Raw genomic sequence first — 14,640 nt, forward strand, 5'->3', positions numbered from 1 at the left:
GCGATGATCAGGCCCTTGTTCGGGACTATTTGCATGGGGATGGCCGCCGTGGCGTCTCAGGCCATGGCGCAGAACGTGGAAACCGGTGCCGAGTTGTATGGGCATTATTGCGCCACGTGCCATGGGATTGATGCAACCGGGCACGGTCCAATGGCTGGTGTGCTGATCATTCAACCCACTGATCTGACGCAACTTGCCGGAGAGGATGGCGTTTTCCCAACGGCCCGCGTCGTGGCGCGTATCGACGGGCGCGACCCGTTGGTCAGTCACGGTAGCCCGATGCCCGTCTATGGCCCCTATTTCGAGGGGCAAGACACCTCGATGAAAACACCTGATGGCCAGCCGATCCTGACCAGTCAGCCGATTGTGGACCTGGTGGCATATCTGCAAACGCTTCAATGAAACTTGGCCTTAGCGGCAGATACCCTCGACCTTGGCCCCGCTCCAGGGGATGACAACGGCACGTTCCCGTTCTGTGCCGGGCAGGGGCGACAGGTCGAAATGTGTACCCAGCATTTCGTGAAGCCTTTGCGTTCGCGGTGCGGCCGGATCCAGCGCCCGGCAGCAAACATATTCTTCGACAATCGCCCCCTGTTGCTCGAACCCATAGGACAGAAAGTCCGGCGATGTCTTCAGATCGAACTGATAGGGGTCCTTGTTCCCGCCATGCTCGGCGGCTGCGCGTAGGGGGTGGTATCCGGTGGTCTTGCGATTCTGCCATTGCCAGACATGGGTCAACTCGTGCGCCAGCAACATCGCGGAAATCAGGTCCATTTGCTCTGGAAAGTCGGACATGTAGTCCTCAAGATACCATTCCTCTGTGAAATAGATCTTGTTGAACAAGGCAACAGCAGCCGGTTTTGCGGTGACGATCCCTTCTTCGGTTGGGGGAAGAATACGTTCCCGGCAGGCCAGGCGTGGGCGGTCTTTGCGGTAGAACGTGATTGGCGCGACCGGAGCACCCTCAACCAGACGCACGCGATCCAAGTTCAGTGTTTCACCCTGGACAACACTGGCAAAGTCGCGTTCCTGATCCGTCAGCGGACGACCGCAGGCGGCAAACAGAAAGAGAAGCGTCATCAAAATGCGAGGGACCATAGTTCAAGCCTAATGCGAAGGCCCCGCGCTGCAACCCGTTTTCACAGGCTCATCGCCAACACACGGCTGATTTCTGTCAGCGAACGATTGGATTGATCCATCCACGTATTGAAAGCCTCTTGAACCGCCGCCATCGCTCTTTTCGAGGTCGGAGTCTTGTCGACCACTCCTTCGGCAACCAATCGCGCAGTCACGTCTTGCGAGAGGATAAAACTGTCCCGCCCGGCAAAACGCATCGCATACTGGGCCGAGGCCCCACCCAAGCGTGATCCGCGCTTGGCCAACATTGCCAAAAGTCCGATGTAGTCGGTCGACGGCCAGCCGCCCAGAACCTGACCCGCGCCGCCTTCTTCGCGCAACTCCAGCAGAAAGGCAGCATTGTCGCGAACCGTGGCGATCTTGGTTCCATTGCGGACGATACGCTTGTCCTGAAGCAAAGCGTCGAATTTTTCATCATCCATGAAGGCGCAGAGCCCGACATCGAACCTATCAAAGGCGGCCTCAAAACCGTCCCATTTGTTTTCGATGACCTTCCAGTTGAACCCGGCCTGAAAGACGCATTTGGTGATGATCGACAGCCAGCGATCGTCTGGCATGGCCGCAAGCTCGGCCGGGCTTTTGGGTTTGCTTAGTTTTGCCTCCAAGGCAGCTGGACCGCCGTGGCGATCGGCTGCAATGGCGAATATCTCTTCAAAGTGGCGCATCTGTTGTGTCCTCCGCGGTCAGGTTTGCCCGACGGGCGGTGGGTTGCAAGATCTCAAAACAGGCGCATTTTTGGGTTTTTAGTACCGTCGTGATTGGGACTCTGCAGAAAAATCGGCGTTTGCAGAAAGAAATGCTCGACAAAACAGGGGATTCGGGTTTGTGATTGACTCGTCAATCAATGTCCCGCGTCGAAAAAGGTGAAAACACGGGCGGCGCGGGTGTTCGGCACAAGGCAGCGGGTGGGGACTTGCAGCTTGGTCCGAGGTGAAAAATTCCGCCTTGGTTCAAAGTGTTCACTTCCCTTTTGCGGCTAAAATTGTGCATGTTGCGACATGGTATTGTCGTCCGACGAACCTACCGGCGCGAGAGTTTGCGCCGAGGCGGACGGTACACAAATAAGACAGGGAGAATGTCGATGAAAAAACTCAGTGTCAGCCTCTTGGCTATGATGGTAGCCGGTTCCGCTTATGCCGCCGAAATGGGCGCCGTGGACGAACCGATAAAACTGGCGATCAACGAATGGACTGGTCAGCACGTGACAACCCACGTGGCGGGCGAGATGCTGAAGGCTGCGGGCTACAATGTCGAATACGTCACCGCCGGTATGATGAACCAGTTCCAGGCGATCGCGGACGGCGACATCACAGCTACGCTTGAAATCTGGTCGTCCAACGTTTCGGACGAATACGCCAAGAAGATCGACGAAGGCACCGTCGTCGAGATCGGCGATCTGGGGCTGGACGCCAAAGAAGGCATCGCCTATCCGGCGCATGTGGCCGAACTGTGCCCGGGTTTGCCCGCATGGGAAGCGCTGAAGGACTGCGCGCAAGTCTTTGCAACTGCTGAAACTTTGCCAGGTGGGCGTCTGGTTGACTACCCTGCCGATTGGGGTACACCGGGCGCGGACCGCATGGTTGGTCTTGAGCTTCCGTTCAAGGCGGTTCCTGCCGGTTCCGAAGGTGCTCTGATCGCCGAGCTGCGCGCCTCGACCGAGCGCAAGTCGCCTTTGCTGATCACCTTCTGGCAGCCTCATTGGGCGATGTCGGCCTATGACGTGCAGTTCGTTGACCTGCCCGCGGGCGAGGAAGCATGCTTTAACGATCCGGCATGGGGGCCGAACCCGAACGCTGTGAACGACTGCGATTTCTCGCCTTCGCGCATCTTCAAGGCCAGCTGGAACGGCATGGAAGACAAATGGCCAGCCGCCTTTGAAATCCTGTCCAACTATCAGCTGGCGGTCGAAGACCAGCAGCCGATGATGGGTGCGATCGACGTTGACGGCGGTCAGGTCGAAGAGGTCGTCGCCGCTTGGATGGCCGAGAACGAAGACAAGTGGCGTCCGGTTGTCGACGCGGCAACGCAGTGAGTTCGCATAAGTGACTGACGCGAATACGCCAGCCATCGCCTGCCAGAATCTCTGGCAGGTCTTTGGCCAAGGCGCAGACAAAGCCCTGACCGACGCGCTGTCTCGGTCAGGGAATGACGCGGACAAAGCCGCCGCCGATCTGCGCGAACACGGGTTCATCCCTGCCGTTCAGGACGCAGATTTCGAAGTCAAAGAAGGCGAGCTTTTCGTCATCATGGGGTTGTCGGGGTCGGGTAAATCCACGCTGATCCGCTGTATTTCTCAGTTGCTGCCGGGAACGGGTGGGGAAATTCGGGTCGATGGTGAAAACGTCATTGGCGCATCGAAAAAAGCGCTAACCGAATTGCGGCGCAAAAAGCTGGGCATGGTGTTCCAGCATTTCGGCCTTTTTCCACATATGACGGTTGCCGAGAACGTGGCTTACCCGCTGCGCGTGCAGGGCGTTGGCAAAAAGGAACGTCTGGCTCGTGCGCAAGAAGTCATCACGCTTGTCGGACTGGAGGGGCGTGAGGACAGCTTTCCCCGTCAGCTTTCCGGTGGTCAGCGTCAGCGCGTGGGGATCGCGCGGTCCTTGGCCGTAAACCCCGATATCTGGTTTCTGGATGAACCGTTCTCGGCCCTAGACCCTCTGATCCGCCGCCAGTTGCAGGACGAATTCCTGCGCATTCAGGCGACGCTCAAGAAATCTATCGTCTTCATCACTCACGATATACAAGAAGCCCTGAAATTAGCCGACCGCATCGCCATTATGCGGGATGGCAAGATTGTGCAGATCGGTACGCCTACTGATATCGTCCTGCGCCCGGTCGACGACTATGTCCGAGAGTTTTCGAAGGACGTGGCGAAGGGCCAGCACGCCAAGGTCGCTTCGGTCATGCGGGATGACGACCAACGTGGGCCGGACGATCCGGGCCTGACCACATCAATGACTTTGGACGCCGCACTGGCGCATTGCATGGAGCTATATGAGCCCGTTCCGGTGCGCGACGAAAACGGCAATATTGTTGGGACGGTTCATCCTTCTGATCTCGCTGCCGCCTTACAGGTGGAAGAGACATGACAGCCTTAACGGGAATCCCGTCGCAACACGTGTCGCGCCTTACGGTAGGTGCGCAGGCTGCTCTGATCACGGTCGTTGTCGGAGCCATTTGCTTGGCGCTGGAAGGTGTCGCGCCGTGGCTGGTCAAGTGGCCCGCAGCGTGGGAACTGCCCGCGACACAATGGGTTGGAGCGTTTCTGGACTGGTTTCTGAACGGCATCAAACCGGCGATGCGGTTGTTTTCCGACCTGATGGCCTATCCCATGAACGCGGCCAATTTCGTGTTGGGAAATACGCCTTGGCCCATCCTTATTGGTCTGGTGACGGCGCTGGGCTGGTATCTGGGCGGCTTGCCGATGGCGGCGCTTGGCTTCTTTGGCCTCTGTTTCGTGCTGGCTTCGGGCTACTGGGCCGAGAGTATGAATACACTGGCTCTGGTCGCTGTTTCGGTGCCCGTCGCGTTGATCGTGGGTGGTGCCATCGGCATCCTTGCGAACGAAGTTCCGCGCGTGAAGTCCTTTGTTCAGGCTGTTCTGGACGTGATGCAGACGGTTCCGACCTTTGCTTATCTGACACCGCTGTTGCTTCTGTTCGGCTTTGGCCCGGTGGTAGGCTTGATCGCCTCGGCCATTTATGCAGCCCCGCCAATGGCCCGTAACGTGATGCTGGGTCTGGAACGGGTCGAGCCCGAGATCAAAGAGGCCGCCATCATGTCCGGCGGTACCCGGTTTCAGCAGCTGTTTCAGGTCGAAATCCCGGCAGCGGCCACACAGATCATGGTGGGTGTCAACCAATGTCTTATGGCCGCACTGTCGATGGTCATCATCGCCGCCGTTATCGGTGGCTTCAACGACATCGGCTGGGAAGTCCTGCTGACCATGCGCAAGGCCCAGTTTGGCGAGTCGCTGCTGGCTGGTCTGGTTATCGTTGTCTTTGCTGTGGTGATCGACCGGATGAGCGGCACGCTGGCGACCGAGCGCAAACGGTTTGATCAACGGGTCGTCTGGGCGGTGTTGGGTTTCACCGCCTTGTTCACCGCCGCCTTCTGGGCATGGCTGCCGAACCCGTCCGAGTTGACCCTTTTGGACCCGGTGGCCGAGGCTGTGGACAGTGGCCTGACCGCCTTTACGCAGACCAATGGCCCATGGCTGGACGCGCTCAAGAACAACTCATTGTTCTATGTGCTACTGCCGTTGCGGATCGGATTGGACCAAGCTGTTCTGCCGTTCACATGGGGTTTCCAGTGGACAGCAGGCATGAGCTACGGCCTCTTCGCCGCCGCAGGTGTCATCGCCGCGCTGATGGCGTGGCGTGGTCACCTGACCGGAGGTTTAGTTGTGCTAATCCTGATCGGCATGCTCGAAACCGGCATCTCGAACCTGCCATGGCCCCTCGTTCTGACCGGCGCTGCTGCGCTAAGCTATGTTGCGGGCGGTTGGCGGTTGGCGGTGCTGTCGGTGGGGCTGCTGTGCACCATTCTTGTATCGGGCCTTTGGGAAAGAGCGCTTTTGTCGCTTTATCTCAGCGGTGCTGCGGTGTTTTCCTGCGCCGTGGTCGGTGGGCTGATCGGATTGGCCAGCGCGGTTTGGTCGCCGGTTTGGAAAATCGTCCGTCCGATCTGTGACATGTTGCAGACGATCCCTCTGTTCGTGTTCCTGATCCCGGTGCTGATGGTGTTTCAGATCGGCGAGTTCTCGGCCTTTCTGGCGATCTGCGCTTACGCAATCGTTCCAATGATCCGCTACACCCGTCACGGGCTGGTCAACACACCCGAGGAAATGATGGAGGCTGCAATCTCCAGCGGCGCAACTGAGTGGCAGATCATGCGCGATGTGCGCGCGCCCTATGCCGCGCCAACCATCTTGCTGGGGCTGAACCAAACCATCCTCTACGCCTTCGCCATGCTGGTGATCGCCGCTTTGATCGGAACCACCGGTCTTGGTCAGTCGATCTATCTGGCATTGGGGCAGGCAGATGTAGGACTGGGTATCTCTGCCGGGGCTGCAATGGCCATCCTTGCACTGGTTGCCGACCGTATCGTCCAGGGGTTTGCCGAAGAACAGCGCAAGGCGCTGGGACTGTAAGACAGGGCAGGGGCGGCGCGGTCGCCCCTTTGCCTGCACTTGATTTCGGACAAGGACCATGTCGGGACAGGGCGTTAAACCCCGGCGAACACGTTCGGAGAATACTATGACCGGTTGGGCTTTTTTCCTCGCAGCACTGATCACATTTCTTCTCAGTCACGCCATACCCGTGCGTCCCGGAGTGCGTGGGCGGCTGATCGAATCCTTGGGGCGCAGAGGTTACTTTGCGGCGTATTCCGCATTGTCGCTGCTGGTACTTGCCTGGTTGATCGTGGCAGCGGCACAAGCGCCCTATGTCGAGGTCATCCCGCCATTCGGTATCTTTCGCTGGGCACCTCTGTTGGTGATGCCGGTCGTGTGCTGGCTGGCTGTCGCAGGCCTGTCCATCCAGAACCCGTTTTCCTTTGGTGGGCTGGGGCATCGCGCGTTCGATCCGGAAAACCCCGGCCTCCTTCGCACCACTCGCCATCCGATACTTGCCGCGTTGATGCTGTGGGCCGGTGCGCATTTGCTGGCCAATGGCAGCCTGTCCCACGTTATCCTGTTTGGTCTTTTTGCGGGCTTTGCCGCACTGGGTATGGCTTTGATCGACCGCAGAAAAGAGCGTGAGATGGGCATGGAATGGACGCGCCTGTCCCGCAATACGGCGAGGTTTTCACTGCGCGCGCCGCGCCCGTGGCCGCGCCGTTGGGTCTGGCTGACCTCCATCGCCATCTTTATGGTTCTGCTTCACCTGCACGCATCTGTAATCGGACTTTCTCCGTTGCCTTAACGCAGGGGAGTGGTCGGGCAGGCACTTGCGTGCTATCTGGAATGTCACAATTTTGTACCAAGGGGTCCTTCGATGTATCTGGCCTATGTCACCACCACCGATCGCGGCGCAACCGACCGGCTGCTGAGCGCGGTTGCCGAGCACCTGCTGTCAAAAGGTGCGAGCCTGGCAGGCGTGGTGCAAACCAACACTGAGTGCGCCGACAGCAGCAAATGCGACATGGATGTCCGGGTCTTGCCGGAAGGAGAGACCATTCGGATCTCACAGTCCCTGGGCGAACAGTCGCGCGGATGTCGTCTGGACCCGGCCGCACTGGAACAAGCCGTGGGATATGTGACCGCATCTTTGGCCGATGCCCCGCATCTGCTGATCATCAACAAATTCGGCAAGCATGAGGCCGACGGGCGCGGATTTCGACCTGTGATCGCCGAGGCATTGGCTCAGGACATTCCTGTGTTGGTTGGTGTGAACGGTCTGAACAAAGAAAAATTCGACGAATTCACTGGCGGGGCCGCGGAACAGATCGAGTCAGATCTTGTAAGTATCACCGCATGGTTCGACCGCGTCACAGCGCAACGGGTGGCTGCGGCCTGACAAAGCTCCCGTAGGGTAAGCTTCTGTTTTCCTGACTTGTTTCGTGTCACATGTGCTGCAATCCTCTCACTCGGAGGACAACTCACATGTGGACCAACTGGGCCGGAAACCAGCGCGCCGACACACCAATCGCGCGGCCGTCGACAATTGCGGAACTGCAGCAGGCGGTTGCGCAGCCCCAATCCATGCGCGTTTTGGGCGCCGGTCATTCGTTCACACCGATTGTCGCCGGCGGAGACCGGATACTGGACCTTTCGGGGCTCGACCTGCCAACGCTGGGTGAAGTGACCGAGGACCGTATCTGGGTCAACGCCAATGCGCGGTTGCGTGATCTGTCTCCGGCGCTGGCGGATCAGGGGCTGGCTTTCCGCAACCTCGGGGATATCAACGCACAATCCTTGGCGGGTGCAGTTGCGACCGCGACCCATGGAACCGGTCGCGGGCTTCCGTGCTTGGCGGCGGAAATCACCGCAGCCAAGTTGGTCGGTGCGGATGGGGATATCCTGTCCACCAACGATATTCCGCTTGAGGTGGCGCAGGTCACGCTGGGCATGTTGGGGGTTTTGACCGAGGCGGAAATCTCGGTCGTACCGAAATACAACTTGCGTCGCCAGGTACAGTTGGCATCGGTCGAAGAAAGCTTGGCCACGATGCACCAGAAATGGGCGGACAATCGGAATTTCGAGTTTTTCTATATCCCGTTTACGGGAAAGACTGTGGAACTGCGACACGCCTTGACCGAGGCACCTGAAGGCAAAGCGCCGCTTGATCTGGATATGATCGCCGTGAAAGTGCTGAAACTGGCGCGCGCTGCGGGACGGGTCAACGAAGGCTTGCGCGCAGCGATCCTGAAACTGCTGACACTTGCTCAATCCGACGAAGACTATGTCGGCGAAAGCTGGCGTGTCCTGTGCAGCGATCGGCGTATCCCGTTCAAGGAAATGGAGTATCATCTGCCGCCTGACGTAGCCGGTGACGTGCTGCAAGAGGTTCTGAGCCGCCTGCATCGAGACCACAAGGACATCTATTTCCCGATTGAGGTTCGTCAGACGGCAGGAGACACGGCCTGCTTGTCGCCGTTTCAGGGCGGGCCGCGCATATCCATTGCCGTCCACACCGACGCGGCTGAGGATCACCAGGCATATTTCGAAGCACTCGAACCGCTTTTTGTCGAAGCCGGGGGCCGACCGCATTGGGGCAAACTGCACAACTTGACCCATAAAGAGCTGTCCGCGCTCTACCCGGACTTTGACCGGTTTTGTGAATTGCGAGAACAGCTTGATCCGACAGGTAAGTTCCTGACCCCCGCGCTTGCCAGGCTGTTTCGCCCATGAATGAGACCTATCTGAAGAACCTGTCTGATACTCTGCGGTCACATGGCGTGGACAAGCCCGTATTCGTTGTGGATTTGGACCTGCTGGACGCCAATTGCGCCGTGGCGCAGGGCAGCGCGGACACAGGGCTGGCGCGCCGTCTGGTCGCCAAGTCGTTGCCCTGCCTGCCATTGCTGGATCACATCCGAGCGCAAATCCCAGCCTCTGGCCTGATGACGTTTTCCAAGCCGATGCTTCAGGCGCTTTTGACGGCCGAGCCCGAGACGGATCATCTGATCGGTAAGCCATTGCCCGTCAGCTCTGCCGCGAGCCTGCTGTCGTCGAATCCGGATGCCGCCAAGCGCGTCCAATGGTTGATCGACACTCCGGCGCGACTTGGAGAGTATCTGGCTCTGGCTTCAGACCGGCAGCTGTGTCTGCGATTCTCGCTTGAACTTGATATCGGCCTGCACCGTGGTGGAATTCGGCCCGAGCGCGTGTCAGAGGTCGCACAACGTATCGCCGCACATCCTAACGGCCAGCTTGCCGGGGTTATGGGGTACGAGGCGCATCTGGCCAGGCTACCGGGTATTCTGCGCAAGCGGGCGGCGAGGACCAGCTCTGACGCGTTTAACGCGGCTGTGTCCGCGTTGCCAAACGCCGGGTCCGGCATGTGCTTGAACACGGGCGGCAGCCTGACCTTTCAATCCTACCTCGCAAATGGCGCGGCAAACGAGGTCGCTTTCGGTTCGGTTCTGGTCAAGCCCGGCGATTTCGACCACGCTTCAACACAAGCATTTCAGCCAGCGGCGTTCATCGCCACGCCAATCCTCAAAACGATGCCCGCAAACGCCCTGCCTGGCCTGGATTTTTTACCAAGGAACAAAACGGATATTGCGGTATTCGGTGGACACTTTCTGGCTGAACCAGTCTTTCCCGATGACTTCGGCTATTCCAGAGTGTTTGGCCGGTCCAGCAACCAAGAGGTCTGGACCGGACCGGTTATGGCCGCCGTCGCCGCCGGCGATATCGCGTTGCTGCGCCCGACCCAAAGCGAGGCTGTGATGAATCAGTTCGGGACGCTGTTGGCCGTCAGAGGTGAGAAAGTCGCACAAGAATGGGATTGCCTGCCAAATTAGTGGAAAGCGGTCCCGGAACTAGGTGCGCGCGTCCATGTGACGCTGCAACCGCTCCGATCAGATGGCCTCATCCCCGGCAACTTGTCTGCTTTTGATTCCAAGCTGATGTTTAGTCCGCGGCTCAGCATCGGTCCGCGCGCTTGCGGCAAATCCAGCTTTTGACTTCAATTTGGGGGAAATTCATGGAGAACGATTGCAACGAGCTTTGGCAAATTGGTCCGTGCAAACCGTGGATTGGACAGCGAGCGCTTTTCTCGTAAGAAAAACACACCAAGTCTTTCAATTGCTTGAAGAAGTGGTGGGCGACCCTGGAATCGAACCAGGCGTGCGTCTCCGCGAGGGAGTTACAGTCCCCTGCCACACCTTGCGGCCTGTCGCCCACTGTCAGGCGTTGCACCTGACGTGGAGGCGTGATTACTAGCGCCTTGAAGGAGCGTCAACAGGAAAATTTCGCTTTGACGCAGGAAACCGAAATCCCGGCCCGGAGGCCCAAGAAATGAAGAAACCTAAGTGGGTCGTTGAAAAGGAACAGGCGCGCAAAGCTGCCGCGTCCGAAACTGTGTGGCTGTTCGGTTTGCATGCCGTTCGGGACGCGTTGATGAACCCGAAAAGGCAAAAACTCCATCTGATCGTGACGCGTAACGCGCGGGATAAGCTGTCGGAAGCCATTGAATTTGCAGGGATTGAGACTGAAATGGTCGACCCGCGCAAATTCACCGCGCCGATTGACCCGGGCTCGGTTCACCAAGGTGCTGCGCTTGAGGTCAAACCGTTGGATTGGGGTGGGTTGGCTGAGAACTGCATCGGGCGCGCGCATCCGCGCGTCATCCTGCTGGACCGTGTTACCGACCCGCATAACGTTGGGGCGATTCTACGTTCGGCCGAAGTGCTGGGGGCCAGCGCGGTGATCGGAACACGCCATCATTCGGCACCGGAAACGGGCGCGTTGGCAAAAACGGCAAGTGGTGCGTTGGAGCGTCAGCCTTATTTACGTGTGCGCAATCTGGCGGATGCGGTCGTCGAATTGCAGAATATGGGCTTTCTGGTTTTGGGCCTGGACGGGGAAGCAGAAGCAACTATCGAAACCGCGTTGGGCGGCAAGCTGGACCAACCTGTGGCGCTGGTGCTGGGCGCCGAAGGGCCGGGGTTGCGGCAAAAGACCAAGGAAACCGTTGATCAACTGGTGAAAATCGACGCAGCCGGAGGTTTTGGTTCGCTCAACGTCTCAAATGCTGCCGCAATTGCCTTATATGCTTCAAGGCATCGATAGACAGGAGAGTCCCATTTCCAGCCCGTCCAAAATCGCTACCTGCTGTTACTGCGGAACGCGCGCAGCGTTGGTTCTGAAGGGGAAGCAACGTCATGAACTCAGTTGCTCCAGCTGCGGAGCGCCTTTGCACGACCTCAAAATGGTCCCAAAGCACAAGCTGACCGAAGGCAAGGCGAAGCGCGACACCTACAAGCCTACGCCCCAGAAAAAGAAAAAGAAGAAAAAGGGCGTTTTTGCGCGCGTCTTCGACGAAGCTTGGGATGTTGTTGAAGATATCTTCGATTGACAGGGGGCTGGTGCGACACAAGCGTTCACAACCACGTTAATAGGGGTGTTCCGTGCGACAAAAGATTGCATCTTGATACCCTGATTTTGTAACCGTGAACACGCGATGCCAACCAGACGAATCATTATTGGTGCAATAGCCGCCGCTGCGTTTCTTCCTGCCGCTCACGCGCAGGACATGCCTGTTTATTTTGAGACGGATGGCGCGGTCATGGCCGGTTATGACCCGGTCTCGTATTTCAGAGGTGGAACCCCGGTCCGGGGGCTACCGGAATACTCCGTCATTTGGAAAGGCGCCGAGTGGCATTTTGCGTCTGCCGAGAACCGTGATCTGTTCGAAAGCAATCCGCGCGCCTATGCGCCTCAGTTTGGCGGATACTGCGCTTATGCAATGGCTCAAGGTGAGTTGATCAGCACGGATCCGATGCTGTGGGATGTGGTTGACGGTCGGTTGTACCTGACACATTCGCCCGAGATCGAGCGGTTGTGGAACGATGACCGCGCTGAGTACATTCAAATGGCCGAGGAACACTGGCCGGTTGTGCTGTATCATCAATAGGCGACTTTCCGCTATTTTCGGCCTGTCATCACAAAAATGCGAAACACCTCTTTTTTTCTCAGATCCCATGCTTAAATGTCACAGTGACCGCGGAACGGAACTGCCGCGGGTCATTTCACTGTCCCTCGTTCCAACAACTGGCGCTCAGGTTCGACCTGAGCGCTTTTTTCTTTTCCGCGCCCCGTCTAGGGTGTGCCCATGACGGATTACACGGACAGCATCCTGAAAGACATCCTGCGCAGCACCAAGGTTATTGCCGTGGTTGGCGTTTCGATGAATCCCGTACGGCCCAGTTACTACGTTGCGCGATATCTGTCGCTGAAAGGGTATAAGGTCATTCCTGTGAACCCAGGACACGCCGGGGCCGAGTTGTTTGGTCAAACAGTTCGCGCGTCACTAGGGGATATCTCTGAACCTGTTGATATGGTGGATATTTTTCGTCGATCTGAGGCTGTCCCACCAATTGTCGACGAAGCCCTTTCCACATTTCCGAACCTGCGAACGATTTGGATGCAGATCGGCGTTGAGCACCCCGAGGCGGCGGCCAAAGCGCAGGCGCGCGGCGTTGACGTGGTAATGAACCGGTGTCCCAAAATCGAATATCAGAGGCTGTTCGGTGAGCTTCGCATGGGTGGGTTCGCCACGGGTGTGATTTCGTCCAAGCTGTGATCGCTTACGAACCGGGCAGAGGCTTCAGCCGAGCCACCTGTTCAAGGCGGCGTTTTTCCAGAACAACTTCGCGCGGCACCCACTCGTATCGGGTGTCTTCAACAAGCGGTGACCAATACAAAACCCCGCCATAACGCCATGGGTCCAGAACCACGCCGTCATACATCGTCTCGCCCTTGCGGCTGATAATGGCGGTGCTGTGGTCGATTCGAAACGGGTTGTCAGCGTTGGCGATCGCCCGATGCAATTCCAACGTCTCGAAGTCTTCCTGCTTCAGTCGGCGCTCGATGTCCTCGGCCCAATGCCAGCACAATCCACGCGGCCGCAGGCCCTTGTTTACCTTGGCATTGTGGATCAACGGCGGATCGGTGATTTCATATTCCTGCACCAGCTGCGCAGTGTAGGAATAAGCAATACGCGCGGCACGGTCTGCCTCTTCCGGGTCGATATCAGGACCAAGGCTGCGGATTTCTGTCGCCAGCCTTTGAACCTCATCACCGGTGGCTCGCGGTGGCGCAGAACAGGCGGCAATCGTCAAAATGGAAAGCAAAGCCATTACGAAGGCCAAAGCCCTGGTCATTCCCGCGTCCCTCGCTCCGTGTCACACTGATCCCTGACTATACAGGGCAGGGTGGCAGGACGGAACCCGCGCGTTTAACCCTTGGGGCGAGACGCTTTTTCAGCGATTCCACTGGTCCCTTGGCGGTGGGCCAGTTCGGCAAGCACATCGTCCAGCGCCACATCCCGCGCGGCAAGCATGACCAGCAGGTGATAGAGCACATCAGCAGCCTCAGACGTCAGTTTTTCCCGATCGCCTTTGACGGCTTCGATGATCGCTTCGATTGCTTCCTCGCCGAATTTCTCGGCGCATTTTTCCGGACCTTTCGCCAGAAGTTTTGCAGTCCAGCTGGAGTCGGGGTCGGTTCCTTTGCGGGCTTCAATCGTTGCGGCCAGATCGTGCAGGATATTCATGTCAGCCTCATCGGAATACCTGCGGCGGCCATGTGTTCCTTGGCCTCGCGAATAGAGTACTCGCCGAAGTGGAAAATTGACGCGGCCAAAACTGCGCTTGCACCGCCTTCCGTAACGCCTTCGACCAGATGGTCCAGATTGCCGACGCCGCCGGAAGCAATTACAGGAACGTCCACCGCATCCGAGATCGCACGGGTTAGCGGCAAGTTGAACCCGGCCTTGGTGCCGTCGCGGTCCATTGATGTCAGCAGAATCTCTCCGGCGCCCTTGCCGACGACCGTTTTGGCAAACTCGACGGCGTCGATTCCGGTGGGTTTGCGGCCACCGTGGGTGAAGATTTCCCATTTGCCGGGGCTGACGGTCTTGGCGTCGATGGCGCAGACGATGCACTGGCTGCCGAACTGGTCCGCTGCTTCGGCGACGACATCCGGATTGGCCACGGCAGCCGAGTTGAAACTGACCTTGTCAGCGCCGGCCAATAGCAGTGCACGCACATCATCTTTGGTACGAACGCCTCCGCCGACGGTTAGCGGCACAAAGCACTGCTCAGCCGTGCGCTGAACCACATCGAACATGGTGCCGCGATTTTCATGCGTGGCATGGATGTCCAGAAAACAGATTTCATCAGCGCCTGCGGCATCATAGGCCTTGGCCGATTCTACCGGGTCACCTGCATCGCGCAGGCCTACGAAGTTCACACCTTTGACCACGCGGCCATCGGCGACATCCAGACAGGGAATGATGCGGGTTTTCAGCATGTCGGCGTCCTTTGCTG

Annotated in this window: 17 protein-coding genes and 1 tRNA gene; 12 read left to right on the forward strand and 6 right to left on the reverse strand. The window is 58.2% G+C overall.

The window, feature by feature from the left end; genetic code table 11:
* Nucleotides 1-3 precede the first annotated feature (3 nt).
* On the forward strand, nucleotides 4-402 hold the full coding sequence (locus ACR0J0_RS07310) for a c-type cytochrome (RefSeq protein WP_480662512.1): 399 nt from the start codon (nucleotides 4-6) through the stop codon (nucleotides 400-402).
* A gap of 9 nt (nucleotides 403-411) precedes the next feature.
* On the opposite strand, the gene ACR0J0_RS07315 is transcribed toward ACR0J0_RS07310, so the two are convergent.
* Nucleotides 412-1,098, reverse strand: a complete 687-nt coding sequence (locus ACR0J0_RS07315; protein WP_480662514.1) for a hypothetical protein — start codon at nucleotides 1,096-1,098, stop codon at nucleotides 412-414.
* A gap of 41 nt (nucleotides 1,099-1,139) precedes the next feature.
* Nucleotides 1,140-1,802, reverse strand: a complete 663-nt coding sequence (locus ACR0J0_RS07320) for a DNA-3-methyladenine glycosylase I (RefSeq protein ID WP_480662516.1) — start codon at nucleotides 1,800-1,802, stop codon at nucleotides 1,140-1,142.
* Nucleotides 1,803-2,218: 416 nt separating this feature from the next.
* Here ACR0J0_RS07320 and ACR0J0_RS07325 point away from each other — a divergent pair, with 416 nt between their 5' ends.
* From ACR0J0_RS07325 to ACR0J0_RS07355, 7 genes are all read left to right on the forward strand, one after another.
* On the forward strand, nucleotides 2,219-3,169 hold the full coding sequence (locus tag ACR0J0_RS07325) for an ABC transporter substrate-binding protein (RefSeq protein WP_480662518.1): 951 nt from the start codon (nucleotides 2,219-2,221) through the stop codon (nucleotides 3,167-3,169).
* A 10-nt stretch (nucleotides 3,170-3,179) separates the two neighbouring features.
* Nucleotides 3,180-4,229 (forward strand): quaternary amine ABC transporter ATP-binding protein, encoded by a 1,050-nt coding sequence (locus ACR0J0_RS07330; protein WP_480662520.1) that lies wholly within the window; start codon nucleotides 3,180-3,182, stop codon nucleotides 4,227-4,229.
* Nucleotides 4,226-6,292: an ABC transporter permease gene (locus ACR0J0_RS07335; RefSeq protein ID WP_480662522.1), complete on the forward strand. Its 2,067-nt coding sequence runs from the start codon at nucleotides 4,226-4,228 to the stop codon at nucleotides 6,290-6,292. Before ACR0J0_RS07330 ends, ACR0J0_RS07335 begins: the two co-directional genes overlap by 4 nt.
* A 106-nt stretch (nucleotides 6,293-6,398) precedes the next feature.
* The gene (locus ACR0J0_RS07340; protein WP_480662524.1) at nucleotides 6,399-7,064 is read left to right on the forward strand and encodes an NnrU family protein; all 666 of its coding nucleotides are present in this window, start codon (nucleotides 6,399-6,401) and stop codon (nucleotides 7,062-7,064) included.
* A gap of 72 nt (nucleotides 7,065-7,136) precedes the next feature.
* The gene (locus ACR0J0_RS07345) at nucleotides 7,137-7,658 is read left to right on the forward strand and encodes a DUF2478 domain-containing protein (protein ID WP_480662526.1); all 522 of its coding nucleotides are present in this window, start codon (nucleotides 7,137-7,139) and stop codon (nucleotides 7,656-7,658) included.
* 86 nt (nucleotides 7,659-7,744) lie between these two features.
* The gene (locus ACR0J0_RS07350; RefSeq protein WP_480662528.1) at nucleotides 7,745-8,992 is read left to right on the forward strand and encodes a D-arabinono-1,4-lactone oxidase; all 1,248 of its coding nucleotides are present in this window, start codon (nucleotides 7,745-7,747) and stop codon (nucleotides 8,990-8,992) included.
* On the forward strand, nucleotides 8,989-10,110 hold the full coding sequence (locus tag ACR0J0_RS07355) for an alanine racemase (protein WP_480662530.1): 1,122 nt from the start codon (nucleotides 8,989-8,991) through the stop codon (nucleotides 10,108-10,110). Before ACR0J0_RS07350 ends, ACR0J0_RS07355 begins: the two co-directional genes overlap by 4 nt.
* Before the next feature lie 296 nt (nucleotides 10,111-10,406).
* On the opposite strand, the gene ACR0J0_RS07360 is transcribed toward ACR0J0_RS07355, so the two are convergent.
* A tRNA-Tyr gene (locus ACR0J0_RS07360) sits at nucleotides 10,407-10,490 on the reverse strand.
* A gap of 116 nt (nucleotides 10,491-10,606) precedes the next feature.
* Here ACR0J0_RS07360 and rlmB point away from each other — a divergent pair.
* The 4 genes from rlmB (at nucleotide 10,607) to ACR0J0_RS07380 (ending at nucleotide 12,893) form a co-directional block, all read left to right on the forward strand.
* Nucleotides 10,607-11,380, forward strand: a complete 774-nt coding sequence (gene rlmB, locus ACR0J0_RS07365) for a 23S rRNA (guanosine(2251)-2'-O)-methyltransferase RlmB (protein ID WP_480662532.1) — start codon at nucleotides 10,607-10,609, stop codon at nucleotides 11,378-11,380.
* Nucleotides 11,361-11,666, forward strand: coding sequence for a hypothetical protein (locus tag ACR0J0_RS07370; RefSeq protein ID WP_480662534.1), 306 nt, complete (start codon nucleotides 11,361-11,363; stop codon nucleotides 11,664-11,666). Before rlmB ends, ACR0J0_RS07370 begins: the two co-directional genes overlap by 20 nt.
* 105 nt (nucleotides 11,667-11,771) lie before the next feature.
* Entirely contained in the window at nucleotides 11,772-12,224 is a 453-nt protein-coding gene (locus tag ACR0J0_RS07375; RefSeq protein ID WP_480662536.1) for a YHS domain-containing (seleno)protein, read from the forward strand.
* Between the two features lie 198 nt (nucleotides 12,225-12,422).
* Nucleotides 12,423-12,893, forward strand: a complete 471-nt coding sequence (locus ACR0J0_RS07380) for a CoA-binding protein (protein WP_480662538.1) — start codon at nucleotides 12,423-12,425, stop codon at nucleotides 12,891-12,893.
* Nucleotides 12,894-12,897: 4 nt separating this feature from the next.
* On the opposite strand, the gene ACR0J0_RS07385 is transcribed toward ACR0J0_RS07380, so the two are convergent.
* The 3 genes from ACR0J0_RS07385 to hisF form a co-directional block, all read right to left on the reverse strand.
* Complete coding sequence (locus ACR0J0_RS07385) at nucleotides 12,898-13,473, reverse strand: hypothetical protein (RefSeq protein WP_480662540.1); 576 nt, start codon at nucleotides 13,471-13,473, stop codon at nucleotides 12,898-12,900.
* Nucleotides 13,474-13,547: 74 nt separating this feature from the next.
* A complete protein-coding gene (locus ACR0J0_RS07390; protein WP_480662542.1) occupies nucleotides 13,548-13,865 on the reverse strand; it encodes a phosphoribosyl-ATP diphosphatase in 318 nt (105 codons plus the stop codon).
* Nucleotides 13,862-14,623, reverse strand: a complete 762-nt coding sequence (gene hisF, locus ACR0J0_RS07395) for an imidazole glycerol phosphate synthase subunit HisF (protein ID WP_480662544.1) — start codon at nucleotides 14,621-14,623, stop codon at nucleotides 13,862-13,864. The genes ACR0J0_RS07390 and hisF overlap by 4 nt, the downstream gene beginning before the upstream one ends.
* Nucleotides 14,624-14,640 lie beyond the last annotated feature (17 nt).

This window comes from Ruegeria sp. BF12 (assembly GCF_056538705.1).